The 23,509-nt window shown below is 50.4% G+C and carries 27 protein-coding genes; 3 read left to right on the top strand and 24 right to left on the bottom strand.

Translation table 11 applies throughout. The features are described 5' to 3' along the window. Positions 1–153 precede the first annotated feature (153 nt). The 19 genes from NSQ22_RS11755 to NSQ22_RS11845 form a co-directional block, all read right to left on the bottom strand. Positions 154–783 (bottom strand): GerAB/ArcD/ProY family transporter, encoded by a 630-nt coding sequence (locus NSQ22_RS11755; RefSeq protein WP_144038731.1) that lies wholly within the window; start codon positions 781–783, stop codon positions 154–156. A gap of 354 nt (positions 784–1,137) precedes the next feature. Beyond that, positions 1,138–1,365, bottom strand: coding sequence for a hypothetical protein (locus NSQ22_RS11760; RefSeq protein WP_029760979.1), 228 nt, complete (start codon positions 1,363–1,365; stop codon positions 1,138–1,140). Continuing rightward, complete coding sequence (locus NSQ22_RS11765) at positions 1,362–2,558, bottom strand: Ger(x)C family spore germination protein (protein ID WP_339263513.1); 1,197 nt, start codon at positions 2,556–2,558, stop codon at positions 1,362–1,364. The genes NSQ22_RS11760 and NSQ22_RS11765 overlap by 4 nt, the downstream gene beginning before the upstream one ends. A gap of 37 nt (positions 2,559–2,595) precedes the next feature. Further along, a complete protein-coding gene (locus NSQ22_RS11770) occupies positions 2,596–3,714 on the bottom strand; it encodes an endospore germination permease (RefSeq protein ID WP_029760981.1) in 1,119 nt (372 codons plus the stop codon). A gap of 13 nt (positions 3,715–3,727) precedes the next feature. Next, on the bottom strand, positions 3,728–5,272 hold the full coding sequence (locus tag NSQ22_RS11775) for a spore germination protein (RefSeq protein ID WP_051358517.1): 1,545 nt from the start codon (positions 5,270–5,272) through the stop codon (positions 3,728–3,730). Between the two features lie 364 nt (positions 5,273–5,636). Further along, on the bottom strand, positions 5,637–6,800 hold the full coding sequence (gene rpsA / locus NSQ22_RS11780; protein ID WP_060476036.1) for a 30S ribosomal protein S1: 1,164 nt from the start codon (positions 6,798–6,800) through the stop codon (positions 5,637–5,639). A gap of 138 nt (positions 6,801–6,938) precedes the next feature. After that, positions 6,939–7,526: a lysophospholipid acyltransferase family protein gene (locus NSQ22_RS11785; protein WP_008879639.1), complete on the bottom strand. Its 588-nt coding sequence runs from the start codon at positions 7,524–7,526 to the stop codon at positions 6,939–6,941. Further along, the gene (gene cmk / locus NSQ22_RS11790; protein WP_008879640.1) at positions 7,523–8,197 is read right to left on the bottom strand and encodes a (d)CMP kinase; all 675 of its coding nucleotides are present in this window, start codon (positions 8,195–8,197) and stop codon (positions 7,523–7,525) included. Before cmk ends, NSQ22_RS11785 begins: the two co-directional genes overlap by 4 nt. Before the next feature lie 95 nt (positions 8,198–8,292). Further along, on the bottom strand, positions 8,293–8,472 hold the full coding sequence (locus tag NSQ22_RS11795; protein ID WP_008879641.1) for a YpfB family protein: 180 nt from the start codon (positions 8,470–8,472) through the stop codon (positions 8,293–8,295). 52 nt (positions 8,473–8,524) lie between these two features. Beyond that, positions 8,525–9,193 (bottom strand): flagellar brake domain-containing protein, encoded by a 669-nt coding sequence (locus tag NSQ22_RS11800; protein WP_008879642.1) that lies wholly within the window; start codon positions 9,191–9,193, stop codon positions 8,525–8,527. 161 nt (positions 9,194–9,354) lie between these two features. Then, positions 9,355–10,698, bottom strand: coding sequence for a germination protein YpeB (gene ypeB / locus NSQ22_RS11805; RefSeq protein WP_008879643.1), 1,344 nt, complete (start codon positions 10,696–10,698; stop codon positions 9,355–9,357). A 15-nt stretch (positions 10,699–10,713) separates the two neighbouring features. Further along, positions 10,714–11,505: a spore cortex-lytic enzyme gene (sleB, locus tag NSQ22_RS11810; protein ID WP_011887704.1), complete on the bottom strand. Its 792-nt coding sequence runs from the start codon at positions 11,503–11,505 to the stop codon at positions 10,714–10,716. Between the two features lie 165 nt (positions 11,506–11,670). After that, entirely contained in the window at positions 11,671–12,366 is a 696-nt protein-coding gene (gene prsW, locus NSQ22_RS11815) for a glutamic-type intramembrane protease PrsW (RefSeq protein ID WP_008879645.1), read from the bottom strand. 84 nt (positions 12,367–12,450) lie between these two features. Next, on the bottom strand, positions 12,451–13,422 hold the full coding sequence (locus NSQ22_RS11820; protein WP_029760987.1) for an asparaginase: 972 nt from the start codon (positions 13,420–13,422) through the stop codon (positions 12,451–12,453). A 70-nt stretch (positions 13,423–13,492) separates the two neighbouring features. Then, positions 13,493–14,485 carry a YpdA family putative bacillithiol disulfide reductase gene (locus tag NSQ22_RS11825; protein ID WP_008879647.1) on the bottom strand — a complete coding sequence of 331 codons (993 nt, stop codon included), beginning with the start codon at positions 14,483–14,485 and terminating at the stop codon, positions 13,493–13,495. An 89-nt stretch (positions 14,486–14,574) separates the two neighbouring features. Further along, positions 14,575–15,846 carry a Glu/Leu/Phe/Val dehydrogenase gene (locus NSQ22_RS11830; RefSeq protein WP_008879648.1) on the bottom strand — a complete coding sequence of 424 codons (1,272 nt, stop codon included), beginning with the start codon at positions 15,844–15,846 and terminating at the stop codon, positions 14,575–14,577. Between the two features lie 171 nt (positions 15,847–16,017). Beyond that, the gene (locus NSQ22_RS11835) at positions 16,018–16,608 is read right to left on the bottom strand and encodes a genetic competence negative regulator (RefSeq protein ID WP_008879649.1); all 591 of its coding nucleotides are present in this window, start codon (positions 16,606–16,608) and stop codon (positions 16,018–16,020) included. A gap of 88 nt (positions 16,609–16,696) precedes the next feature. Then, the gene (locus tag NSQ22_RS11840; RefSeq protein WP_008879650.1) at positions 16,697–17,500 is read right to left on the bottom strand and encodes a metallophosphoesterase; all 804 of its coding nucleotides are present in this window, start codon (positions 17,498–17,500) and stop codon (positions 16,697–16,699) included. 11 nt (positions 17,501–17,511) lie between these two features. Then, positions 17,512–17,904: a hypothetical protein gene (locus NSQ22_RS11845; protein ID WP_008879651.1), complete on the bottom strand. Its 393-nt coding sequence runs from the start codon at positions 17,902–17,904 to the stop codon at positions 17,512–17,514. Positions 17,905–18,011: 107 nt separating this feature from the next. Here NSQ22_RS11845 and NSQ22_RS11850 point away from each other — a divergent pair, with 107 nt between their 5' ends. From NSQ22_RS11850 to NSQ22_RS11860, 3 genes are read left to right on the top strand one after another with little or no spacing between them, the layout of a single operon-like run. Then, positions 18,012–18,242, top strand: coding sequence for a spore coat associated protein CotJA (locus NSQ22_RS11850; protein WP_008879652.1), 231 nt, complete (start codon positions 18,012–18,014; stop codon positions 18,240–18,242). Further along, positions 18,239–18,499, top strand: a complete 261-nt coding sequence (locus NSQ22_RS11855; RefSeq protein ID WP_008879653.1) for a spore coat protein CotJB — start codon at positions 18,239–18,241, stop codon at positions 18,497–18,499. Before NSQ22_RS11850 ends, NSQ22_RS11855 begins: the two co-directional genes overlap by 4 nt. A 33-nt stretch (positions 18,500–18,532) precedes the next feature. After that, positions 18,533–19,102, top strand: a complete 570-nt coding sequence (locus NSQ22_RS11860; protein ID WP_029760988.1) for a manganese catalase family protein — start codon at positions 18,533–18,535, stop codon at positions 19,100–19,102. A 29-nt stretch (positions 19,103–19,131) separates the two neighbouring features. On the opposite strand, the gene NSQ22_RS11865 is transcribed toward NSQ22_RS11860, so the two are convergent. From NSQ22_RS11865 to NSQ22_RS11885, 5 genes are all read right to left on the bottom strand, one after another. Then, positions 19,132–19,578 carry a YpbF family protein gene (locus NSQ22_RS11865; protein WP_008879656.1) on the bottom strand — a complete coding sequence of 149 codons (447 nt, stop codon included), beginning with the start codon at positions 19,576–19,578 and terminating at the stop codon, positions 19,132–19,134. A 113-nt stretch (positions 19,579–19,691) separates the two neighbouring features. Next, positions 19,692–20,198, bottom strand: coding sequence for a LysM peptidoglycan-binding domain-containing protein (locus tag NSQ22_RS11870; protein ID WP_011887709.1), 507 nt, complete (start codon positions 20,196–20,198; stop codon positions 19,692–19,694). 4 nt (positions 20,199–20,202) lie between these two features. Continuing rightward, the gene (locus NSQ22_RS11875; protein WP_008879658.1) at positions 20,203–20,790 is read right to left on the bottom strand and encodes a CPBP family intramembrane glutamic endopeptidase; all 588 of its coding nucleotides are present in this window, start codon (positions 20,788–20,790) and stop codon (positions 20,203–20,205) included. After that, positions 20,774–22,297: an ATP-dependent DNA helicase RecQ gene (locus NSQ22_RS11880; RefSeq protein ID WP_008879659.1), complete on the bottom strand. Its 1,524-nt coding sequence runs from the start codon at positions 22,295–22,297 to the stop codon at positions 20,774–20,776. The genes NSQ22_RS11875 and NSQ22_RS11880 overlap by 17 nt, the downstream gene beginning before the upstream one ends. Then, complete coding sequence (locus NSQ22_RS11885) at positions 22,285–23,331, bottom strand: helix-turn-helix domain-containing protein (RefSeq protein WP_008879660.1); 1,047 nt, start codon at positions 23,329–23,331, stop codon at positions 22,285–22,287. Before NSQ22_RS11885 ends, NSQ22_RS11880 begins: the two co-directional genes overlap by 13 nt. Between the last annotated feature and the right edge of the window lie 178 nt (positions 23,332–23,509).

Here is a 23,509-nt window from a genome sequence, read left to right on the forward strand (position 1 = left end):
TAATGTTCTTATTCTTGCGAAGCAACTGATGAGGAAGAAGTCCGCGGTTTCCGCCATTTGGCGACTAGCAGCAGAAACAACGGAATAACCGTTTGCACGATCGTTAACTAAAAAGAGCCGGCTGTTTCTACAAAATGTGCGATGTCCATTAAATCATTCGCCGACCAAATGGAACAGAGCCACAATGTAAGCCTGAGCAAAAAAACAAGCGGCTGATGCTGAGAGATAGTTAGCCACTGAGCTGTTGCTAATGCAAGGACATAATAAAAGATGGAAATTTTCATCCCCACCCCAAACCTCATGACAATCACCTCGACGTGCTCTAAAAAGATCCGCGATACTAATGTAGTGGACAGCATTCATCACCGGATACACAAAATCACCCGTAATATTTCCGAGCACAAAAAGAGTCATTACGTTGGCGACAAATAAGGTAAGCATAATTAAAATAACCGTGATGTTTCCCCACTTTTGCCCGCGATCCTCGTCAATGACATGCGGAAGCAAAAACGCCATTAAAAGCTTTTGCGGGGCTGCTGTGCCCATGATCGACGGCAAAAGCCTGTTTTCAAACATCGACAACATATTTTTCGGATCGATATCCGGGAGCAGCAAAATCGCGATGAGCATCAGTAAAATCATGACGACAGGTACAAGAATTTGCGCCAGCCGCCCGAGCACGTGAATTCCGCTGCGGGCGACGACAGCACATCCCCCATCGTTCCCATCACGAAACTCATTGGCGCACGAACCAAAAAATGACCGACAATAAACTCCCCATATTCACGGATAGTAATTCCGGTAATATGAAAATAAAACAAAAAAGCAATCCGACTAGTTTTCCGAACACTTTCCTAAAATGTCTGCACTATATTCAATCGGCATTTTTTTCGGATAAAGACAGTGCAACTGAACAGACAGATGCACTGTCAAAAATCCGATGAGCGAAGTCCAAAACGGCGACATCCACATATCTTGCCTGGTGTGTTGAACCGTCCCCCCCTAGGACAAGCAGGATGGCTGTAGCAATAATGCTGGATACAGCAGCAACATCATGTACGGACGGAATTTTCCCCTTTTGCAATTGCCTTCCACTTCCTTGTCGTTCCATGTTTGTTCCGTACAAATTAAGCGTTTTTACTTTTCTAACATTTTCCCGAAGGGACGGAACAAACGATCCACTGCTTGCGTCGGTCCGGGAAGATCTGGATTCACCATTAATATGACTCCCAACAGCATAGCCAGGCAAAGCAAAATAGCGACAGCTGCCTTCTCCTTTTTGTACTCCCGCTCAAGCCGAGACCATTCGTACCACCAAATCAGCCCGACAATGATAAGCATCCCGACGACTAACCATGCTTTCATTCTTTCACCTCTTGTTCTGGCACACCTTGCGGAGGGAAATTCATTCCCGGCCGGCGCACTTTCACCGTTATGTTCAATTCTACAGGCAAATCAGGAAATACATCGTTCCAACGTTTTTTCAGATGGCGCCAACGCGATGGATATTTTTTATGAATCGCGTCAGCAAAACCGAACACATCAACTTTCATGTCTTTCTGCAGCTGATCCAGGGCGCTTCTCATTCGTCGTTTTATATCTTTTTCCAGCTCTGTTTCGATGCGCTGAATATTTCTTTCACTTAATAAATCGAGTTTTGTTCCATTTAATATAATGTCATGTTCCGATGTGACATTGACGATAATCTTCCATCTCCCTTTCTCATGCTTCGGTGTGATATCAGTATGCGCGCGGATCATTCGCGATGTAATATTTCCTCTTTCTCCTGGAACCCTCGCCGTCACATGCGCCAGTTTGATTTCGTCGCGAATCCATAACACGCCGCGCGTTATATAATCGTCAATCTGTCCGATCATTCGATCTTTCTTAAAAACCGCCGTACTGTAAATAAAGGGGATCGTCTCTATTTCTTTCTTTCCTTTTGGAGGTGGCAACACTTTCACCATCGGCAGCAACACCGTTTCTGCTTCGCTGTTTAGCGTTTGCAACGTTTCTTTCGCCGTTTTCCGCATCAATGTTCTTGATTCCGCCATTTCCCTTAGCACTTCCGATGCACTTTGTTCAATCGGGGGAATGAGTTCGAGCATACTTTTCGCCGATCCTTTGCCGACAAACACATTACAGCGAGTACGGGTTTGTGGATGGCGAATCAAAAAGTCGAGATGCTCACGAATGCCCACTTTCGCTGCCTGTTCACCGAATATGACGATCTTCATATGCCCCCAAAACAAGCGGCGGGGCAACCGCTCCTGCAATTGGGCAATGGCGTCAGCGATTGTCACGCCTGTCCCTGACCGAATGATTGTTTCTTCTTTGTCACCGCCTGTCCCCCCCATTTGTCCACTCCCGATCACCCGCGGCACGGCTATCTCTACTGTCAGTCTAATGTTTCCGTTTTTCACCTGATCAATGCCGATTCCGAGCACGATCGCAATGTCGTTAATTTCCTCCCGGTCCCAACAGCCACCGAGTATGACGACATTGATGCTGACTAGAAGAAAAACAAGTGCTCGTCTCACTTTTTTCCCGATCGCCAAGGCAGTTCACCCTTTTTTTGCTTAATAGCAGTGGACGTTATTTTCTTTCTTGGTGTGAAACAGCCGGCTGCGGGGACGCAGCCCGATTTCGCCATTTCGCCACTAACAGGAGAAACAACGGAATGACGGTTTGCACAAATGACAAGTAAAACGAGCCGGTTGTCCCTAGAAAATGGGTCAGCTCCACTAAATCATTTGCCGACCAGTTAGAAAGCAAACATAAAAGCAACCCGACAGAAAAGACGAGCGGCTCGTATTGGGATAAGTTCAACCACCGGGCTAAGCCAGTCACAAGAGCATAATAAAAGACCGAAATTTTCAAAAATACACCGACGACCCAAAGCGCCATGACGACCACCTCGACATGCTCCAAAAAATCAGCGATGCTAATATACCGGACGACACTGATCACCGGATATACAAAGCTGGCAGTAATGTTTCCAAACACGAAGAGGGTCGCCAAATTCGTGAAAAATAATGTCAACATAATCGATACAACCGCGATGTTTCCCCATCTCCGTCCATGATTTTCATCGATGACATGCGGAAGCAAAAATGCCATTAAAAAGCATTCGCTAAACCAGCTTTGCGGGGTTGCTGCGCCCATGATCGACGGCAAAAGCCCGTTTTCAAACATCGGAAACATATTTTCCAGCTCGATATCCGGAAACACCAAAATAACAATGATAGTTAACAACAAGATGACAACGGGCACGAGAATTTGTGCCAGTCTCCCAAGCACAGCAATCCCACTGCGAACGGCAACAGCACAAACAAACACCATCGCTCCCATCACAAAGTCAATTGGCGTGCGAAACAAAAAGTTACCGACGACAAACTCTCCGTATTCGCGGATAATAATCGCGGTGACATGAAAATAAAAAAATAACAAAAGCAAGCCGATGAACTTGCCGAAAAACGGACCAGCGATATCCACGCTATATTCAATCGGTGTTTTTTTTGGATAAAGCCGGTACAACTGAACGGTGATGTGCACCGTCAAAAAGCCGATAAGCGAAGCCCAAATCGGCGATAGCCACATATCTTGCTGGGCATGTTGAGCCGTCACCCCTGGGACAAGGAGAATGGCAGTAGCGGTAATAGCCGGATACAGCAACATCATCATCTGCACGGACGTGATTTTTTCATTTTCCATCCTCTTTCACTCCTTAGCTTTGACGGTTATTCCTCCTCCGCTCATTTATGCGTGGACGAGCGTTCAGCTTCCACCACGGAGTGCGGGTAAGGACATCTTTTGCTTGATGCTCCATGTTAGGGACGTGAGCATTCAAATACGGAACGCCAAGAGAGCGAAGGGAAGCCATATGTATCAGAATCAACAGCAGTCCGAGCATAATCCCAAGCAGCCCAAGCGACCCGGCTAAAAACATCATCGGGAAGCGCAACATTCTCAATGCAATCCCGGCCGTAAACCGCGGGATCGTAAACGAAGCGATACCCGTCAGCGCTACAATCATAATCATCGGCGCGGAGACAAGACCGGCCTGAACCGCTGCCTGGCCGATGACGAGCGCCCCGACGATACTCACCGCCGCCCCTGTCTGTTTTGGGAGTCGCACGCCGGCTTCACGCAACGCTTCAAATACGACTTCCATTATTAGCGCCTCAACGAGCGCCGGGAAAGGTATGCGTTCCCGCGAAGCAGCCACCGTTAATAAAAGGGTCGTCGGGATCATTTCTTGGTGAAACGTCAAAATGGCGATATACGCGGACGGCAACAAGAGCGAAATCAAGAGAAACAAATACCGCAACCAACGAATGAGCGCGCTGATCAGCGCGCGCTGATAATAATCTTCGCTAGATTGGATCAAAGAATAAAACGAAACCGGCATCACCAACACAAACGGGCTGCCATCCTGCATGATGACAATGCGCCCTTCAAGCAAATTGGCAATCGCCACATCCGGCCGCTCCGTGTTTAATACTTGCGGAAACGGCGAGTACGGATGATCTTCAATCAGCTCTTCGATATACCCGCTTTCAAGCACGCCGTCCAATTCAATGCGCTGAAGCCGTTTTTCCGCTTCCGTGACAAATGCCTCAGGAGTGATGCCTTCCATATAACAAATCACGACTTGTGTTTTTATATACTTGCCTAAGGTGACTGATTTCGTTTTTAATAGCGGGCTGCGGATTCGGCGTCGCAATAAGGAAAGGTTCGTTTCCAATGATTCAATAAATCCTTCACGCGGGCCTCTGATCACCGATTCGGCTATCGGCTCTTCAATCGGCCGTTTTTCCCATTCGGACAATCCTAAAGCGAATCCTTCGCTTTGTCCATCAATCAACAGCACCGGACTTCCAGCGGCGATATACTGAACGCACTCGCCAATCGTTTGTACCTTGTTGACTTTCGCAACGGTCAATTGTTGCTCGAGAAGGCTCGTCGCATTCAGCTGTTCGGTAGGCGACGCGCCTTGCCTACTGTCTGAATTCTTCTCCATCAACGGACGAAGCACATTTTCATTCATTTCTTCCATATTGGCGAGCCCGTTGATATAAATTAAAACGGCGCTTGTATGCCCACCGATTTTAAAAGAACGGAAGATGACATCGATGCAGTCTCTATAAATATTCTGTATTTTTTGTAAATTATCATTCATGTTGACCGCTAGGGCGTCTTGCGTTCCGCTTGGCTTTGTCACCGCTGGCTGCGACGGACGGCCCTTTTTCCCTCTTTGAAAAAAACGCATGCTGTTCCCCCTCTTCCTCGCTGTGCACATGTTTTATTTATAAGACTGTTGATTTCGTAATCCATCCCCTTTTCAAAGCAGGAAATCTTGTGAACTCTGTTTTATGTCGTGTTGCGAAGCTGTTGATTGGTCCGAAACAGCTATTTTTCGTCAGTCTTTTATAGAATTGCCGTTTTTAAATGAAAATATAATGGTCACTTCAAAGCTAAGATTCACTTTCCCCTCCACTTTCCTTTTGCTTGGAAGCAGAGATCTCTCGATTGAGAGGGCAAAAAGCGTGCTCTCTTTATTCGTGTTCGACAGATAAAACAAAAACCTCATCTTGATGGCAAATGCCATCAAGATGAGGTTGCTTGACGGTTCATTATTTTAATTTTTTCAGCTGTTCGCCGATGACTTCGCCGAGCTGGAAGCCGCGCGTTTCCGCCACTTTCGTATATTGGCTGTAATCCTCCGCCGGCGCAGCTGTTTCTTCTTCAAGCAGCGCGCGGATGCTTAAGGAAATGCGGTGCTCAGCCTCGTTGACATCGAGCACTTTCGCTTTCACTTCATCGCCTTCCTTCAGGACTTCATGCGGTGAGCCGATGCGGCGGTTGGCGATTTGCGACACGTGAACCAATCCTTCGACACCCGGGAAAATTTCCACAAACGCACCGAATGAGGCGAGCCGCTTCACAGTCCCAGTGACGACATCACCCGGTTTTACTTTTTCGCTGATACCTTCCCATGGACCCGGCAACGCTTCTTTGATCGACAGCGACAGACGACCTTGTTCCGGGTCGACAGCCAACACCTTCACTTTTACCGCATCGCCTTCTTTCACCACCTCAGACGGATGGGCGACACGCGTATGAGAAAGCTGGGAAATATGTACGAGTCCGTCAAACCCGCCGACATCGACAAAGACGCCGAAATCGGCAATGCGGCGGACGACGCCATCCAGCACTTGCCCCGCCTCAAGACGGGAAAGCAGTTCTTTTTGCTGCCGCTCTTGCTCTTCCTCAACGACCGCTCGATGCGATAAAATGACGCGGTTTTTCTCGCGGTCGAGTTCAACGACTTTGACCGTGAGCGTTTTTCCTTTGTAATCAGAAAAATCTTCGACATAGTGTGGTTCAACAAGCGAGGCCGGGATAAAGCCACGCACACCGACGTCGGCGACAAGCCCACCTTTAACGATGTCTTTCACAACCGTTTCGAACGTTTCGCCGCTCGCGAACTTGCGCTCAAGCTCCTCCCACGCCCGTTCGGCATCGACAGCTTTCTTTGATAAAATGAGCAGCCCTTCTTCCCCATCTTTGCCTTCTTCCACTTTTTTCACTTTAGCCGTCACTTCATCGCCGACCGCGACAGCATCGCTCGGTTTCTCGATATGCAAGTTTGACAGCTCGCTGATCGGAATGATGCCGCTTTGTTTGCTGTTTTCCACCTCAACAAGCACTTGTTTGTCTTCGAGCTTTACCACTTTGCCGCGGACAATATCGTCCACCCCATACACATTCACTTGTACATTCATCTCTTCTGTCATCGTAAAACCCCTCCTTCATCGACTGACCATCCTGCAAAAGCGCGCCTCGCGCCGAGGCCGCGGCCGGCTGTCGGCAAAAATAAGGACGCTTTTCTAGTTAGTATACCATATTTTCTCAATCAACATGTACTATAATGCTTATCGATGTTGTTCAAGCAGCTGGCGGATATGATCCATGATATAATCGGCCGCTTCTTCCGGACTGGCCTTCCGCTCACGAAGCGGCGCCATATCAATTGGCGCCCCGTATACGACTTTGAGCGGCACAAACGGCCGATACGGACCGATGATCGCGCATGGGACGACAGCTGCATCGGTGCGCAAGGCGAAAAAACCGACGCCAGGCAGCGCCCGTTTCAGACGCCCGTCTTTGCTGCGCGTTCCTTCAGGAAAAATGCCGAGCACCTCTCCTTGTTTCAGCACCTCAATCCCTGTGCGCAGCGCCTGACGGTCGCTCATGCCACGTTTAACCGGAAAAGCGTGCAAGCTTTTGACGAGCGTTTTCACCACTGGGGTGCGAAACAATTCTTCTTTCGCCATAAACCGGATCGGCCGCGGTGCTGTAATGCCGACGATCGGCGGATCTAAGTTGCTGATATGGTTGGCGCACAGAAGCACCGCTCCTTCTTTTGGAAATTGCTCAACCCCGGTAACTTGAATGCGGTACAAAGGGGTTAATATGCTTTTTACCACTCCTTTGGCCAACGAATAAAAATCCACCCTCATCCAATCCTTTCGTTGACAATTTCCATAATGCGCGCCGCCACTTCCTCGACCGTCAGCGACGTCGTATCAATTTCTACCGCATCCGGCGCCTTGCGAAGCGGCGCTGTTTCTCGCTCTGAGTCGATCCGGTCGCGGTGAGCGATCTCTTCTTTTAGCTTTTCGAGATCAGACGGAAAGCCGCGGGCGATATTTTCTTCATGCCGGCGCCGCGCACGCTCCTCGACCGAGGCTTTCAAGAAAATTTTCACCTCAGCATTCGGCAGTACGTTCGTCCCGATATCGCGCCCGTCCATAACAACACCGCCCCCTTCGGCCAAGGCGCGTTGGCGAGCAACCATCTCCTCGCGCACAAGCGGGTGCTTCGCAACAAACGACACCGCATTCGTCACCGCCTCGCCGCGAATAATATCGGTGACGTCTTCACCGTTCACGAATACGAGTTGCCCTTGCGGTGATGGCTTCAGTTCAATCGATGTATCACCAAGCAATGACAGCAGCGCCTGTTCATCATGGATGTCAACACCGCATTGAAGCGCCCGGTACGTTAACGCACGGTACATCGCACCGGTATCGATATATACATAGGAAAGGCGGTTGGCAATGAGTTTAGCGACCGTACTTTTTCCTGCTGCCGCAGGTCCATCGATCGCGATGCAAATTCGTCGTTCCATAACTCCTCCTGCTTCATCGAATCATGTAATGACTGCACAAAGAAAAATGCAGGAAAACCCTGCATGTTCTCATATTCATTGTATCATATTTGCCGTCAACGGTCGACGGCCGTTTCAATTGTTTCCGTTTTTTTCGGCTTAGCTACCCCTTCATATTCGTATATTTTGCCAATATAAAGCGCCGCCGGCGTGTACAATACGAGCCATTGAGCAACCAACAAACAAATTGCTTGGATCACAACAAGCTTCCATAACAGCTGCTCGATCCGCTTCATGGCACAAACATCCTGCCTTCCGTTTTTTCTAGCAGTATTCCACCCAGCCCGTTCATTTATTCTCTTCTTTTTCCCTTTTCTTTTCGTCAAGCTGCTGCTCAAAGCTGTAACGAATGAGTCGAACACGGTCTTGGGGAAGAAGATCCGTGAACTCAACCGACATTTTTGCGATGCCGTGCTCATCAGTAACTATGCGGACGAGCTTAGCTTTCGTTTTCACATAATAGTATTCACCCGAGCGCATCGGCAGCACAAGCCAAAGCTCAACCGCCTTGCCTGGTTGAAGAAGAGGAGCATGCGTTGGCGGAATGAGGAGCGCGGCTCCGCCGGCGCTAATATCGATCGTCATCGTTACAAACGGGGCGAATTCACCATTAAGCGGATGGACGGCAGCATCGACCTTTGCCTTCACCCGCACATACCGGCGACGCTGAATGCGCGTGACATATTTGTCACCCGGATAAGTCAAAATAACCATCGGTGACGGGTCGCGCATTTCCCCTTTCACTTCCGTATCAAACATGTACAAAGCCCCATCTCGGCCGATAAAACTCGCCTTAAATTGCATGCCGTTTAACAAATACACCGTTTTTCCGCTCTGTTCATCGACAGGATAACTAATATGGATCACCCCGTCGGCGACGGAGAGCATCTTACTCTGGTATTGCCGCGTTGAACCGTCGAGCGGCTCAAGCCAGATCCGATCCCCAATCTTGATCATCATCTTGCCTTTTGTCCCCTTTCGGCCAACCGTCGAATCACCGAATACTTGCCGCTGACCCGCGTCGTTACATATGACTATTATACCATACAACTTTCACTTCGGGTCGACGGGAACAAAAAGGAGGAAAAGCCCTGTTTTTGGCCTTTCCTCCTTTCCTCTTATCCATAGTTCGGTTCTACGCTTTCGAGTTTTTCCACTTTTTCTTCAAGACCGGTCGACGCGTTAATAAACAGCTGGTACGTCTCGTCGCCAAGCGTTCCTAAGAACTCGTAGCAAAGCACGGGTTTTTGCAAGTCGTTCATAATGACTGCTTGGCGCTGTTCCATCACTTTTAACTGCGGGTTGACCTTTTTCTTCACCGCTTCGACGGTGAGTTTCGGTTTTGGCAGCGGACGCGGGATCGACGATGACAAATAATCGCGCGCTGTAAAGCCGACAATTCGGCCGTTATCGAGCGCCACTTTCATTTGGACTGCTTCCGGGTAAATGCGGATACCGTTTTCACTTTTGACAAACGTAAGCACGACGACATTATCGTATTGCGTGCTGTCGTACAGTTCAAACCCGGTAAATTGATGCCGTTTTAAAAATGCCATTCCTCGATTCGTCGCCTCATGCAAGCTGATCTTTGGCTTGCCGATCGGCCGGCTGTTGAGCGCCCAAATCGGGTAACCGCCATTTTTCGTAATGTCCATATAAATGTCGCCTTTTGTTTTCGGATCGCGAATCGTTAAGCTATAAAAGCGGTCGTCCGCTCCTTTGCCGCTCTCTGTCACCTTGATCTCCTCAGTCCCTTTTAAGCCGAGAAAATCGCGGGCAATTCGTTTCGCTTCGTTTTTGGTGATCGGACGTCCTTGCGCCCGAACAAACCCTTTTTCTTCATTAGCAAGGCCGATGAATGATGGTCCAAACTCGGACGAGCTTGAGAACGTATCAACATTTTTTTCGACCGCTTTGAAACCGTCAATAATAATGTTGTCACCTTTCTCGTCATTCGTGGCCAGCGCCAACTCGACATCCATCCAACGCAAATTGTTTTCAAGCACTAAATGTTGCACATTGCGCAGCTCTTGACGGATGGTTCCCGCGTTTTTGTACAGCGCCTGCAACGTCTTGTACTCTTCTTTGGTCAACGGCTCTTCTTCCAAATCGCGCACCGCCGTTCGGTAGCTGAACTCACCGATTTGTGATAAAAACTCTTGCGTCTTGTTAAACGGCAAGAGCGACAGCGGCAGCTGACCGACGTCTGAGTGCGCTTCTGCTGCGATTTTCCACACTTCGGCAAGCGCCGGCGACAATGATGCGTGCGAGTTCATCGCCAGTGTTGCGCCGAGCTTGTCATGAAGCAAGTCGATTTGGTAGGCCAAATCGTGGAACGCACGCTGGTAATTGTTTTCTGCGTGGATTAAAATCGCGTTTTTCTCCGAGTGCTCGCGGTAGCCCCAATAACCGGTGCCGACGACGGCAACGACGAGCACCGCAAGCAATAGGTTTCGCACCATTCCGTCTCCCTCCTTTTATTTGCAGAAAATATGCTGCCCGATCCGTTTAATTTGCGGCCGACTCCAAATCCAAGCGCTCGTCGCGGTTGCCGGGTTGAAATAGTAAATGGCGCCACCGCTCGGGTCCCAACCGTTAATGGCATCAAGCACTGCCTTTCTTGCTGTTTCGTTTGGCGTCAGCCAAATTTGTCCGTCAGCGACCGCAGTAAACGCGCCCGGTTGAAAAATGACTCCAGCAACCGTATCCGGGAACGACGGGTGTTGGAGCCGGTTTAAAATGACGGCGGCGACGGCTACCTGGCCGATGTACGGCTCGCCGCGCGCTTCACCATAAACCGCGTTCGCCATCAACTGAATATCGTTTTGCGAAAACCCTTTCGGCACGTTCGACGCCGTCGTTTTTGCCGTTCTTCCCCCGCTGCCGCGCTTTTTCACTTGCTGGCTGAGCGGGATGCCCCCGTAATGGGTAAATTCGTTTCCTTGGCGAATTTGCTCTTTGACAAACTGCTCATAATATTTGGAGGCCTTCACCAACTTCCGTTTCGTCTCGGCACCGGCCAACCCGTCGACTGGCAGGCCGTATTTTTGTTGGAAGTTGCGCAGCGCCCAATACGTGCCCCAACCGAACACGCCGTCAATTTTTCCCTTGTAAAAACCGAGATATTGCAGTCGCGCCTGCAATTCAATGACATCATCGCCGACCGCTCCACGCTGGATGACTTGCGGGGAAAAGGCGGCAGCATCGCCTGCTGGATGCAGGCATACTAAGACGCCTATTAAGGTGAACACAATGAGTTTCCTTACCATATGCAAACCTCCCGTCGACCATCGCCGTTTTTATCCTTATTTTCCTCCGGTCTTTCCTCTTTATACAGAAAAAAGAAGAAGGGGCCGTCCGGAAAGCCGTGTTTTCGACTTTCGGATGCCCCTTTTCACGTTCCAACATCTTGCTATAGCAACCATCTTCATTTTTTAAGGCAGTTCTACTTTGCGAACGACTCCTTGCGCCGACGACGTCACTTGACAGCGGATGTACCCTTTTGCCTTCTTCACTTTGCGCAGCGCCACCCACCATAAGGCAAGCATAAACGGCCCCATGTAATAACCCCATTGTTTCTCGGCCAACAAAATCCAATCATAGATGCCATGAAGAAAAAACGGCAGCAAAAACGATGCCCATAAATAATAACGGCGCTTTCGGCCAGCAAATTTCGCCTTGCCGAAATAAAACCCCATAATGACGGCAAACAGCGCATGGCTTGACACCGGCAGCAGTGCCCGGGTGACGGCTGTCTCCAATCCGTTGGCTAGCAAGTATAAAATGTTCTCTAACGTCGCAAAACCTAATGAGACGCTGGCACTATACACAATGCCGTCGTACGGCTCATCAAATTCGTCGTGGTCATACACAAAAAAATAGATAATAAACCATTTGACAAACTCTTCGAGCAACGCCGCAGATAAAAACGCTTCAGCCGCCGGCGACGAAATGATTTTTTCTTCCACCAACACGTATTGAATAAACATGATGGGAAAAACAAGGAGAACACCGAAGAAAAACATGCGCAACACAAAAGACAACGGTTCAGCTTCATACTCGTCCTTTAAATAAAAATAACTGAGCAGCGCCACCCCAGGGGCGACGCCGGCAGAAATGAGCGAAAACATATCGATCCCCGTTTCTCTGTCTTTTTACCTCTATCGTAACACGAAACTAGGGAGTGAAAAAGAGAATTTACTAGGCAACTTCACCTAATAGGCAAACAAGTTGTCGATATCCGCGTTGGAGGCGAGGGCGACGGCGAGCTTGATGCGCGCTTTTTTTGCGTCATAATCGCTGCCGAGAATCACGCCTTTTTTATGCAAGTCATAAGCGCTCCCTAAATAATCGTACGTCGTATACACCGCCCCTTCCTCAGCGCTCGTCGTCACAACGACTTTGATGCCGGCTTCGAGAGCCTTGACGATTTCACCGACCATGTTCGGCGCCACTTGCCCGCGACCGACCCCTTCAAGCACGATGCCGGCCACACCGCTTTCGCGGGCTGCTTTAATAAATTTTCCGTCTGCTTCCAAATAACATTTCACAATATCGACGGGCGGAAGCGGGCGCACGAGCTCGTAATATTCACGGCGGATCGGTTTTTGGTACACGTGCACTTCGTCGTTGTCAATAATGCCTAAATACCCGAAGCCAAACGAGTTAAACCCTTGAATGTTCGAAGCATGTTCTTTTTTCACGTATTTGGCGGCAAAAATGCGTTCATTGAACACGACGACTGTTCCCGCTCCTCGCAGCGACTCAGCGCACGCAGCGTAAATGGCATGGCGGATGTTGATATACACATCGCTGCCCAAATCGGCCGGAGCCCGCTGCGAGCCGGTGACGACGATCGTTCGCGGGTCATTCACAGTCAAATCAAGAAAGTACGCCGTCTCCTCAAGCGCATCAGTCCCGTGGGTGACGACGATACCATCGACGGACGGATCGGCGAAATGCGCCTCAATCCGTTTTTTTAGCTCAAGCCAATGCGCAAATGTCAAATGCATGCTCGGCAACTGGAACACGCTTTCGACTTTGACCTCGATCTCTTTCGGCAAATGGCACATCGCGGCAAGCTCTTCGCCACTTAACGCCCCGGCATTCAAGCGGCCGGAGCGTTCATTCCGTTTGCTGGCGATCGTGCCGCCAGTCGTCAGCAGCACTACTTTCCGTTTCGTCACATCCGTCACCTTCGCTTTCCGATTTTAAACATGATGCCCGCCTAATTTCTACCGCACTCAAATGGTGTTGTTACAGCGGCTTCCGAGCCGATGCTTCCTGCTCTCGTTGGGCGATGCAGGCAGCGATGTGATCGCCATGAAAACGGCCGTTTTCGATAAAAATTTCATTGGCATTATTACCAGCGGCGATCACCCCTGCGATAAACACCCCCGGCACGTTTGTCTCCATCGTTTCTGGGTCATAGTGCGGCCGTCCGCTTTCCGGATCGACGCGAACGCCGATATTCGTTAAAAAGCTATGGTCGGGATGATAGCCAGTCATGGCGAACACAAAATCGTTTTTGATCGTTTTCGTTTCCCCGTTTACTTCGTAAGTCACAGCATCTTCCGTAATTTCTTTCACGTGAGCGTGAAATTCCATGCGAATGACGCCTTTGCGCACCAATGCATCAAACTCCGGCAAAATCCACGGTTTGATGCTTTTGGAATACTCGCTGCCGCGATACAGCACCGTGACGCGCGCCCCAGCTTTCACAAGTTCCATCGCCGCATCGACGCTCGAGTTTTTCCCACCAATAACGACGCAGTCGGTGTTGAAGTACGGATGCGCTTCTTTAAAATAATGCATTACTTTCGGCAACTCTTCCCCCGGTACATTCATATAGTTTGGATGGTCGTAATACCCGGTGGCAACGACAATGTATTGAGCGCGATACTTGCCTTTTGTCGTTTCGACCAAAAAAGTCCCGTCTTCTTGCTGCTTGACGGTTTTCACTTCTTCAAACGTGTTGACGCGCACTTGTTTACGGACGACGACTTCGCGGTAATACGCGAGCGCCTGGCTTCTCGTCGGCTTTCGATTTTCCGTAATAAACGGCACGCCGCCGATCTCCAACCGGTCACTCGTGCTGAAAAACGTTTGATGCGTCGGAAAACGGTAAATCGCATGGACGATATTCCCTTTTTCGATCACAAGCGGTGAAAACCCAGCGTCCTGCAAAGCGATCGCCGCCGCCAGTCCGCATGGTCCGCCGCCAACGATGATAATTTTTTCTTCTCTCATGTTTTTTGTCACCTCACACGAAGCAAAAAATCCCCTATCTTATGATAGGGGATTTCACTCCAGCATGCAAACGTCTGTGCTCGCCGCGTTTACACCCAGCCGCGGAATCGGCACGCTTCCGCCATTTTACGGACGCCGACCATGTATGCGGCAAGGCGCATATCAACGCGGCGCGTTTGCGCCATGTCATAAACATTATTAAACGCCTTGACCATCACTTTCTCAAGCCGCTGTTCGACTTCTTCTTCCGTCCAATAATAGCCTTGGTTGTTTTGCACCCATTCAAAGTACGACACTGTCACGCCACCAGCGCTTGCGAGCACATCCGGGACGAGCAAAATGCCGCGTTGCGTTAAAATTTCGGTTGCCTCGAGCGTCGTCGGGCCGTTCGCCGCCTCAACGACGATGCTCGCCTTAATGCGTGGGGCATTTTCGGCCGTAATTTGGTTTTCGATAGCCGCCGGCACTAAAATGTCGCAATCGAGTTCAAGCAGTTCTTTATTGGAAATCGTATTTTTAAACAGCTTCGTCACCGTGCCAAAGCTGTCACGCCGCTCGAGCAAATAGTCGATATCAAGCCCGTTCGGATCGTACAACGCACCGTATACGTCGGAAATACCAACGACTTTCGCACCGGCGTCATGCATAAACTTCGCCAAATAGCTGCCGGCGTTGCCAAACCCTTGAACGACGACACGCGCTCCTTCGAGCGACAAGCCGCGTTTTTTCGCCGCCTCGCGGATACAAATCGTCACCCCTTTGGCCGTCGCTGTTTCCCGACCATGCGAACCGCCGAGCACGAGTGGCTTTCCGGTAATAAAGCCCGGCGAATCGAATTCACGGATGCGGCTATACTCATCCATCATCCACGCCATAATTTGCGAGTTCGTAAACACATCAGGTGCTGGAATGTCTTTGGATGGTCCAACGATTTGGCTGATGGCGCGCACATAGCCGCGGCTCAACCGTTCAAGCTCGCGGAACGACATCGTGCGCGGATCACAGACGATACCGCCTTTGCCGCCGCCATACGGCAGATCGACGATACCGCATTTTAAGGTCATCCAAATAGACAGCGCTTTCACCTCACGTTCAGTGACATTAGGATGGAAGCGCACGCCACCTTTTGTCGGACCGACCGCATCGTTATGCTGTGCCCGATAGCCAGTAAAAATTTTCACCGATCCGTCGTCCATGCGCACCGGAATGCGGACGGTCAGCACGCGGATCGGCTCTTTCAGGAGCTCGTATACTTCTTCCGGGTAGCCGAGCTTTTCCAATGCTCTATGTATAACAATTTGCGTCGACGCCAACACGTCGTACTGTTGTTCTTTGTCTTCCGTATGCTTATCGGCTGCCATCACGTAAACCTCCTATAAGCTCGCTATAATAGTTTGTCGCCCTCCATGTCATAGTATACACCTTCTGATGGCGGATGCAAAGGAAAAAAGGCTGAAACGGACCAAACATTCCAAACATTGTTTCCTGCGAAAAAATAGACTCCTTGTCCATATACAGGAGTCTAGTCGTGCTTAGTTAGCCCGGAAATAATGAACGAGTTGCTCAATGGCGCGGCGTTCCATTAATCGTTTCCCATATTCTTGCACACGGTGTATCGTTATCGTAGCCGGGTTGCCGAACTCGGCCAGCAAGGCGACAAAATTGTCGAGCGGAATCGGTGGTTCTTCGGCAACATGCAAGTAAAAGCGGCCCTGGTACGAATAGAGCGTGCCGTCGAGGCAGCCGACCGCACACAAACGATGGGCGAGCTGAATGACATCTTCGAACGTTTGAAATTCGTAAAATATGTCATCGCTCTCATCGAGCGTTACTTGCATTTCAATGTAATCGTCCGCAAATTCTTCTTCGATGTCGTTGTAGTCGCCCTCATTCGTAACGATAACGACCATGCCCTGTGCCGGTAAAGAGTAAACTTCGACCGCGATCGATCCGTTCACTTCGAAGCCGAGCTCTTCGCTTGCTTCCTCAATCATATCTCGGAACAGCTGATGCACTTTAAACGTGTCTCTCCACAAATCGTCTTTTGTCAATCCGCGGTCCAGCAAATCGTCAAACGTCAAAAAGATTTTTATTTTATTGTGGGTCAAGCGCTCAAGACGCATCGGCAACCCCTCCTTACCTACAGAGCCATCTCTTACCGTTATTGTATGTTGCAACTCGCAATTGGTTCGTTTGTTATTATTAATGAGTTTACATCGTTTTCCCGGTTTTAGACAAGCATTTTTTCTCGGTTGCCAGTTTCCCAGGCACAATTTTGATGAGATGGGTTTCTGCCGGCGCCCCAAGGCGAAGCGGCACCCCGGTCGTCCCGTAGCCGTTACTCGTGAACAACGCCGTGTTGCCGTGCCATTTGAGCCCTCCTTTTTCATACAACCCAAACGAAAACAGCCGAATTTGTCCACCATGTGTATGGCCGCTCAACACGAGCGAAATATGTTGCTCATCTTCGAGACGAGCAATGATTGCCGGATTATGACAGGCTAAAATGCGAAATGATTCAGGCGGGACGTGTTCGAGCGCCCGAGCGATATCCGCCTCCTTACGGCTGACATCACCGACGCCGATGAGCGCGATCGGCACACCGCCGTGCTCCCATACTTCCGCTTTGTTTTTGAGCACATAGACGCGTTCTTCCTCGAGCAATGATTGAAGATCGTAGTCGACTTCGTCATCATTGTTTCCCCAAACAAAATAAACAGGAGCGACCGTTTGCAGCCGACGTACGTTTTCACGGACGCGCGCAGCCGGCACCCCTTTCTCAGCCAAATCGCCGCCAATCACGACGAGGTCCGCTTTACCTTTCACCGTCTCAAGCATGCGGCACGAAACGCTCCGCCGATGAATATCAGAAATAAAAAAAATCGTAAGCGGAGGCCCATTGTCGGGAAAATGAGGAAACGACAGCGTCACATGACGAATCCGATTGCTGTGCGCTTCTTTCCACATATATCCAAACAAAAACAGAAAACTAATGATCGCTCCCCCGATGAACATACTTCCTCCTGCTAAAGCCGGTCACCTTCGCTCAACCGGCGTTCTCTCAACGTCATCATACCATAAAAGAAGGAAAAAACGAAAAAAAGCGCCGCCGTTTGCCAATGAAACTGAAACGCCCAATAAAAATGGCTAAGCGCCGCCATACTCACTACCCATTCACCAACACGAAACCGCCGGCCGGACAGTAGGCGCACGCTCCCGATGATCACCATGCGGATGAGGGCTCCATTAGCGGCAACACCAAGGAAAAAACAAGCAAGTGCAAGCCATGTCCGCAGCGGGACAAACAGAAATCCTGTCAAAAACTGAGCCAAGGAAAACGGCTGAAGCGGCGGCAGCCAGCGAAAAAACAAATAGGCGCCTAAAACAGCGGCCATGGCTGTCATCCATAGACGACCCATTTTTTCCTCCTTCGTTTTATTCCTATGATTCAGCATGCCAAACAGACATGAACGATGTCGCTCTATCATACATATAGACTGAACTTTACCAAAAAAGGAGGGGTTTTGTGTTTACGACGCGCAAACAATATGAGCCGTATATTAGTCCGTTTGATCCGTGCCCGCCGATCCGCGTCAAAACGTACGTCACCGCGCCGAACTTATACATCGGATTCCAGCCTCCAAACCTGCCGCAATTCCCTCTGCGTGAAGCATTAATGAAAGGAACGCTTTGGAAAGTGTTTTACGACCCTTATTACAGCCCTTACGAAACAAAAACAAAAGGTGATGGCTCATGAAACAAATGCCAAAGGAGTATTACGAGCGTTTGGAGGAGCTGCAAGCGGTCGACTTTGCCCTCGTTGAGCTCACGCTTTATTTAGACACCCATCCAACCGACTACCAAGCGATTCAACAATTTAACCAACTCGCTCAAAAGCGGAGACAGTTGAAAAAACAGTTTGAAGCCGCCTACGGGCCGCTTGAGCAGTTTGGCCATAGCTATTCCAACTACCCGTGGAACTGGGACGACACGCCGTGGCCTTGGCAAGTATAGCCGATACATCACGAGCGCAAGGAGGAATGGATGATGTGGATTTATGAAAAAAAATTGCAATACCCGGTCCGCGTCAGCACGTGCAACCCGAGACTGGCAAAATATTTGATCGAACAGTACGGCGGGGCGGACGGAGAGCTCGCTGCCGCACTCCGTTACTTAAACCAGCGTTATACATTGCCATCGAAAGTGATCGGATTGCTAAACGACATCGGCACAGAAGAGCTCGCCCATCTCGAAATGATCGCAACCATGGTGTACAAACTAACGAAAGACGCGACGCCGGAACAACTGAAAGAAGCCGGGCTTGAGCCTCATTACGTCGACCATGAGCGCGCCCTCTTTTACCATAACGCTGCCGGCGTTCCGTTCACGGCAACGTACATTCAAGCGAAAGGCGACCCAATCACGGACTTGTACGAAGACATCGCTGCTGAAGAGAAGGCTCGCGCTACGTATCAATGGATTATTAATATGAGTGACGACCCAGACTTAAACGATGGGCTCCGCTTTTTACGCGAGCGGGAAATTATTCATTCACAACGATTCCGCGAAGCGGTGGAAATTTTAAAAGAAGAACGGAACCAAAAAAAATTTTTCTAAACTGAACACAGCTGGATGGAATCGCCCATTCAGCTGTGTTCATAATACAGGTTAATGTCGTACTCCCGCTTCAGCCACTCAAACAACCGGTGGCGCCCGTTCCACTGCTCTTCGTCTTTCCATAAATCGATACTTTTTTGAATAATTTCGCAACGGAGAGCGTGAAAATCATCTTCCGCCTTTTCGCTTTTTCCTTTGTAATAGACAGCTAACCAATACACCGTGCATAAAAGAAGCAAGATGAAAATGTGGACAGGTGCGGCAAAAAACCAAGCAAGCCGCTCGCTCCACGTCGCAACGGCCGAAACATTGGCAATAACATAAAGAAGGAAAGCAGCTAAGCCAACAAATGAAGCAACTTGCAAGATGGTCGTTCGCTTTTCGAGCCGCTCCCATTTTTTCTTCTTTTCAATGACAGCAAGCAACATTTCTTTTGTTACTTCATCGAGGGAAAATTCACTCGGAAAATGGGCCATCGTGCTCTCCCCCTTGTCCTCTTCTATTGTCCATCATATGCCGCTTCAAGCGACATTAGAACAAAGGAGAAAACACCGATCATCGATTGTTTGCATGCCGGGGTCGGCCGCACTCAGTTTTGTTCATGAAGCGGAATGCGCAGCGTTTGCCCTGGCTCAAGCCGGTTAGTTGACAAGCCGTTTTCTTTTTTGATGAGTTCCATCGCGCTTGGCGTGCCGTAATATTTCATGGCAATGCTGTATAGCGTTTCGTTCGCCGCGACAACATGGGTGACCGTCTTGCTGTTCGTTTGATCCACATCTTTTTCGTCCGCTGACCGCTCCCGTTTCGGCGTTTGTTCGGCAGCCTTCACGTCGTCGGCTTGAATGATGCGCACCTTTTCCCGGTTGCTGCTTTCCTCATGGCGGACGACTGTAACCGTCCCGGAATCCGATCGGGCGTGGTAGATGGCCATCACCGTGGCTGGCAGCGCCAAAAACAAAAGCGCCAGCAAGCGAACTGGGATGTATTTTCGCTTTTGTTCTTCTTTTTGCCGCCGCCTTTTTAGGCGTGATAACGGCGTATTCGTATCCGCCGCCGACCGTTTTCTCCGCTCTAGACGCTTCGATGTCCCTTCCATCTCTTTACTCCTCTTCCTCCTCCGTCTCCCGACTCAATCGAATATGTAAAGCAAGCACAAAATCAATTAAAAAATGAGCGATGACTGTCACCCATAAACTATCCGTCCGTTCATACAGCACGCCAAGAAACAGGCTAAGAAGGATAACCATGAAGAATAAAAACCATTTTTCCAAATAACGGACATGCAGCACGGCAAAGATCGCACTCGCCACCCAAAGCCCCCAATGTGTCTGCACGATGCCGCGAAACAGCCACTCTTCGGTAACGGCAATCAGCACACATAAAAAAAAGAGATGGGGAATGGAGCGGTTGCGAAAAATTTTTTCATTCACTCCGCCGTCATCATGCCAGTCTTCCGGCAAATAACGCATCGCCAAAAAGTCAGCCGTCAACACGAGCGCCGCCGCACCTACTCCGTATAACAGCACATCGCTCAGATCAAACCGCCAAAGCTGGCGCCACTCGGTCCAATCGAACAAAAAGAATGAGACGACGCCGGCAACGATAAGCAACAACGCTTGCGTCAAATAAAGATGAAAAAGCACTTCTCGGTCTGTCATATGTCGGATTTGTTCACTTTGCCGTCTCATCTTGCCGCCCCCTGCTGAAAAACATTTGCCATAGCTCTTCACGCCAATGGCGAATCGGCGCCGCAGCCAAGCGACGGGTGTCACGCATATAGGCATCGAGCCGCAGCCCACAACAGTCGCAGCAGTCACCCGGCTTGTCCGTCAGCTCTTCCCCGAACGCGCGAACGATCATCGCGCGCCGGCAGGAAGATGTGTGCACCCAGTCGTCCATTTCATGCAGCTTTTTTCGCTTCCAGCGCCGCCGCGTTTCAATCGCCGCGGCCATTCTTTCGTACAGTTGCTCCTTCACCTCTGCCGTGAGCCGACCAGGCGGCGCTGTTTGTCCCCATTCTAACAAGTACGTCAAGAGCCGTTTTTGTATCTCCGTAAACCCGCTTGCTTCGATGGCAGCATTCCATTGCTCCACAGCAACGTTGTCCGGGAGCCGCCAACACCATTCACGCAGCTCGTGCGGGTCGGGAAGCTCGGCTTCAGCCACCGCTTGGGCGATGGCCCGATCGCCATCAGCGTAAAACAGCACAGCCAAGCTCGGCGCCCCGTCGCGCCCGGCGCGCCCAATTTCCTGGACGTACGCCTCGAGCTGGGCCGGCATATGAAAATGGAGCACAAACCGAACGTTTTCTTTGTTCACGCCCATGCCAAACGCACTCGTGCAACAAACGATATCGAGCTGACCGTATAAAAATTGCTGCTGCACGAGCAGCCGCTGCTCTCCGTCCATGCCGGCGTGGTAGTACGCCACCCGCCCCGCTCCGCTCTGCTCAAGGCGGCGCGCCATTTCTTCCGCCCATTGACGGCTCGAAAAGTAAACGATCCCTGGCCCTTCAAGCTGCCTCGCATATTCAACTAAACGCGCTGCTTTTTCCTCAGCCGACAAGCAATACTCAACCTTTAAGGCGATGTTGGGGCGGTCGACAGAATAAATATGGAGGCAGGCGCGCTCCATCCCGAGCGTACGGACGATATCATCCCGCACTTCCGGCGGCGCCGTCGCCGTCAGCGCCAAGCACGGCGGCGAACCGAGCGCGCGCCGGACCGTCCCTAGTTTTAAAAAGTCGGGGCGGAAATCATAGCCCCATTGAGAAATGCAATGCGCTTCATCGACAACAAATAAGGAAATGCGCGTACGCCCAAGCGCCGTCAAAAATTTTGCCGATTGCAGCATTTCCGGCGAAGCGTAAATGAAGCGAAAATCGGGCAGCGAGGCGAGCGCCTGCCATTTTTCTTCGGCATCGAGCAAGCTATGGAAAGCAATCACCCGCTTTTCCCCCCGCCGGCGCAGCTGTTCGACTTGGTCTTCCATGAGCGAGACAAGCGGCGAAACAACAAGCACGCTTCCGGGGAGCAAATACGCCGGCAGCTGATAGCAAAGCGACTTGCCGCTTCCAGTCGGCAACATCGCCAACACATCGCGTCCGGCGAGCACGTCTTCAACCACTTCCCGCTGCCCCGGACGGAACGAGGCATGTCCGAATTGCGCATGCAAGATTTTTATTAATTCATCCAACGTCCCACTTCCTTTGCTAAAACGAGACGAATTTCAAAATAACTGACTGCGCCGCCGAGCGCCTCGCGGATGTGCTTTAACTTGCGCGTCCCGAGCGCCCGCGCCGCCGCTTGAATCGAAGCCGCCTTCTCATCTGTCACAAACGGTGCGATCGAAAAACTAGGTACATTGGCAGCAATTTCGACAATATGATCCTCAATCGTACTGCGCTTTAGGCGGCGAAGGAGTGCGATTTCTTCCATCGTTTTTCCTTTCTGCAGCCATTCGTACGTTTTTTGCGCCGATTGCGTCAGCTGCACCGGCACGAGTCCGTCCATCAGCTCCGCCATCGTCGGAGCGCGACCGGCCTCGGCCTCCGCCATCATATAATGGAGAACGTTGCGAAATTGAAACTGCACATAGAGCACATCTGTTTCCAAATAGGCAGCGATTTGCTCCGCCGTCCAGCCGATGCGCACAGCGCTCGTCAGCCGCAGCGTGAACACTGTCGCCTCCTCTTCAGAGACGGCCTCAAGCAGCCGGATGAGCTCCTCGTAGAGCGAGGCAGCGAGCGTTTGGCGCGAGCCGTTGGCGAGCAAATATTGCTTCACCCATAGAAGCGTTCGCTCATCGCGACAAATCGGTGTAAAGCGCTGCCTGTAAACGAGGTTGGATAACGTTTGGCCAACGAGAGAGAGCCGCTGCCAAAACAGCTGTTCTATATCATGATAGCGCCACCCGTTCAAATGGCAGGGAAGCATGCTTTCTTGCGTATCAAGCCATCGCTTTCCGGCTTCTGTCAACCTATACGTCCGGTTCGCCCCCGGCGCGGCCAACTGCTGTTCGATCAGCTCCTGTACGGCCGCTTCAAGCTTGGCCACCGTCACATCTTTCCACGTGCCGAAAAACGGCTCAAGCTGAAACCATTTGCTGTCTTGCAACGTTTGAGCCGACTTTTTTCCGGAAAATAAATGGTACACCGCCGCCAGCGTCCGTTCGCCGTTGAAGCGGCGCAAGCAGTGCGCAAGCAGAAACGAGGCATAACCATGCCGCATCACTTGTTCCTCCCTCGCCTCTATTGTAACAAAAATCGTCCGTCTGGTCGGCACGAAAAATATTCAGTTTGACACCCCTTCCATATGGTAACGAAAATAAACGACATGCATATGTGTAAAAATACAGGAGAGCAATTTTTTAGTTGAAAAGCATGGCAAACGGTCTTATTATAAAAGT

Source organism: Geobacillus sp. FSL K6-3411 (assembly GCF_037965715.1).
Taxonomy (GTDB): domain Bacteria; phylum Bacillota; class Bacilli; order Bacillales; family Anoxybacillaceae; genus Geobacillus; species Geobacillus thermodenitrificans.

Bases quoted from the DNA above. Each gene is read 5' to 3' on its own strand.
- NSQ22_RS11830 (WP_008879648.1), bottom strand. From the start codon at position 15,846: ATGGCAGCCGATAAGCATACGGAAGACAAAGAACAACAGTACGACGTG.
- NSQ22_RS11845 (WP_008879651.1), bottom strand. From the start codon at position 17,904: ATGGGTCGTCTATGGATGACAGCCATGGCCGCTGTTTTAGGCGCCTAT.
- ypeB (WP_008879643.1), bottom strand. From the start codon at position 10,698: ATGGTGCGAAACCTATTGCTTGCGGTGCTCGTCGTTGCCGTCGTCGGC.
- NSQ22_RS11785 (WP_008879639.1), bottom strand. From the start codon at position 7,526: ATGAGGGTGGATTTTTATTCGTTGGCCAAAGGAGTGGTAAAAAGCATA.
- NSQ22_RS11770 (WP_029760981.1), bottom strand. From the start codon at position 3,714: ATGGAAAATGAAAAAATCACGTCCGTGCAGATGATGATGTTGCTGTAT.
- NSQ22_RS11795 (WP_008879641.1), bottom strand. From the start codon at position 8,472: ATGAAGCGGATCGAGCAGCTGTTATGGAAGCTTGTTGTGATCCAAGCA.
- NSQ22_RS11865 (WP_008879656.1), bottom strand. From the start codon at position 19,578: ATGGCCCATTTTCCGAGTGAATTTTCCCTCGATGAAGTAACAAAAGAA.
- rpsA (WP_060476036.1), bottom strand. From the start codon at position 6,800: ATGACAGAAGAGATGAATGTACAAGTGAATGTGTATGGGGTGGACGAT.
- NSQ22_RS11860 (WP_029760988.1), top strand. From the start codon at position 18,533: ATGTGGATTTATGAAAAAAAATTGCAATACCCGGTCCGCGTCAGCACG.
- NSQ22_RS11870 (WP_011887709.1), bottom strand. From the start codon at position 20,198: ATGGAAGGGACATCGAAGCGTCTAGAGCGGAGAAAACGGTCGGCGGCG.
- sleB (WP_011887704.1), bottom strand. From the start codon at position 11,505: ATGGTAAGGAAACTCATTGTGTTCACCTTAATAGGCGTCTTAGTATGC.
- NSQ22_RS11760 (WP_029760979.1), bottom strand. From the start codon at position 1,365: ATGAAAGCATGGTTAGTCGTCGGGATGCTTATCATTGTCGGGCTGATT.
- NSQ22_RS11835 (WP_008879649.1), bottom strand. From the start codon at position 16,608: ATGCGTCTTGAGCGCTTGACCCACAATAAAATAAAAATCTTTTTGACG.
- NSQ22_RS11875 (WP_008879658.1), bottom strand. From the start codon at position 20,790: ATGAGACGGCAAAGTGAACAAATCCGACATATGACAGACCGAGAAGTG.
- prsW (WP_008879645.1), bottom strand. From the start codon at position 12,366: ATGTTTTCGCTCATTTCTGCCGGCGTCGCCCCTGGGGTGGCGCTGCTC.
- NSQ22_RS11885 (WP_008879660.1), bottom strand. From the start codon at position 23,331: ATGCGGCATGGTTATGCCTCGTTTCTGCTTGCGCACTGCTTGCGCCGC.
- NSQ22_RS11840 (WP_008879650.1), bottom strand. From the start codon at position 17,500: ATGTTCATCGGGGGAGCGATCATTAGTTTTCTGTTTTTGTTTGGATAT.
- NSQ22_RS11855 (WP_008879653.1), top strand. From the start codon at position 18,239: ATGAAACAAATGCCAAAGGAGTATTACGAGCGTTTGGAGGAGCTGCAA.
- NSQ22_RS11800 (WP_008879642.1), bottom strand. From the start codon at position 9,193: ATGATCAAGATTGGGGATCGGATCTGGCTTGAGCCGCTCGACGGTTCA.
- cmk (WP_008879640.1), bottom strand. From the start codon at position 8,197: ATGGAACGACGAATTTGCATCGCGATCGATGGACCTGCGGCAGCAGGA.
- NSQ22_RS11825 (WP_008879647.1), bottom strand. From the start codon at position 14,485: ATGAGAGAAGAAAAAATTATCATCGTTGGCGGCGGACCATGCGGACTG.
- NSQ22_RS11775 (WP_051358517.1), bottom strand. From the start codon at position 5,272: ATGCGTTTTTTTCAAAGAGGGAAAAAGGGCCGTCCGTCGCAGCCAGCG.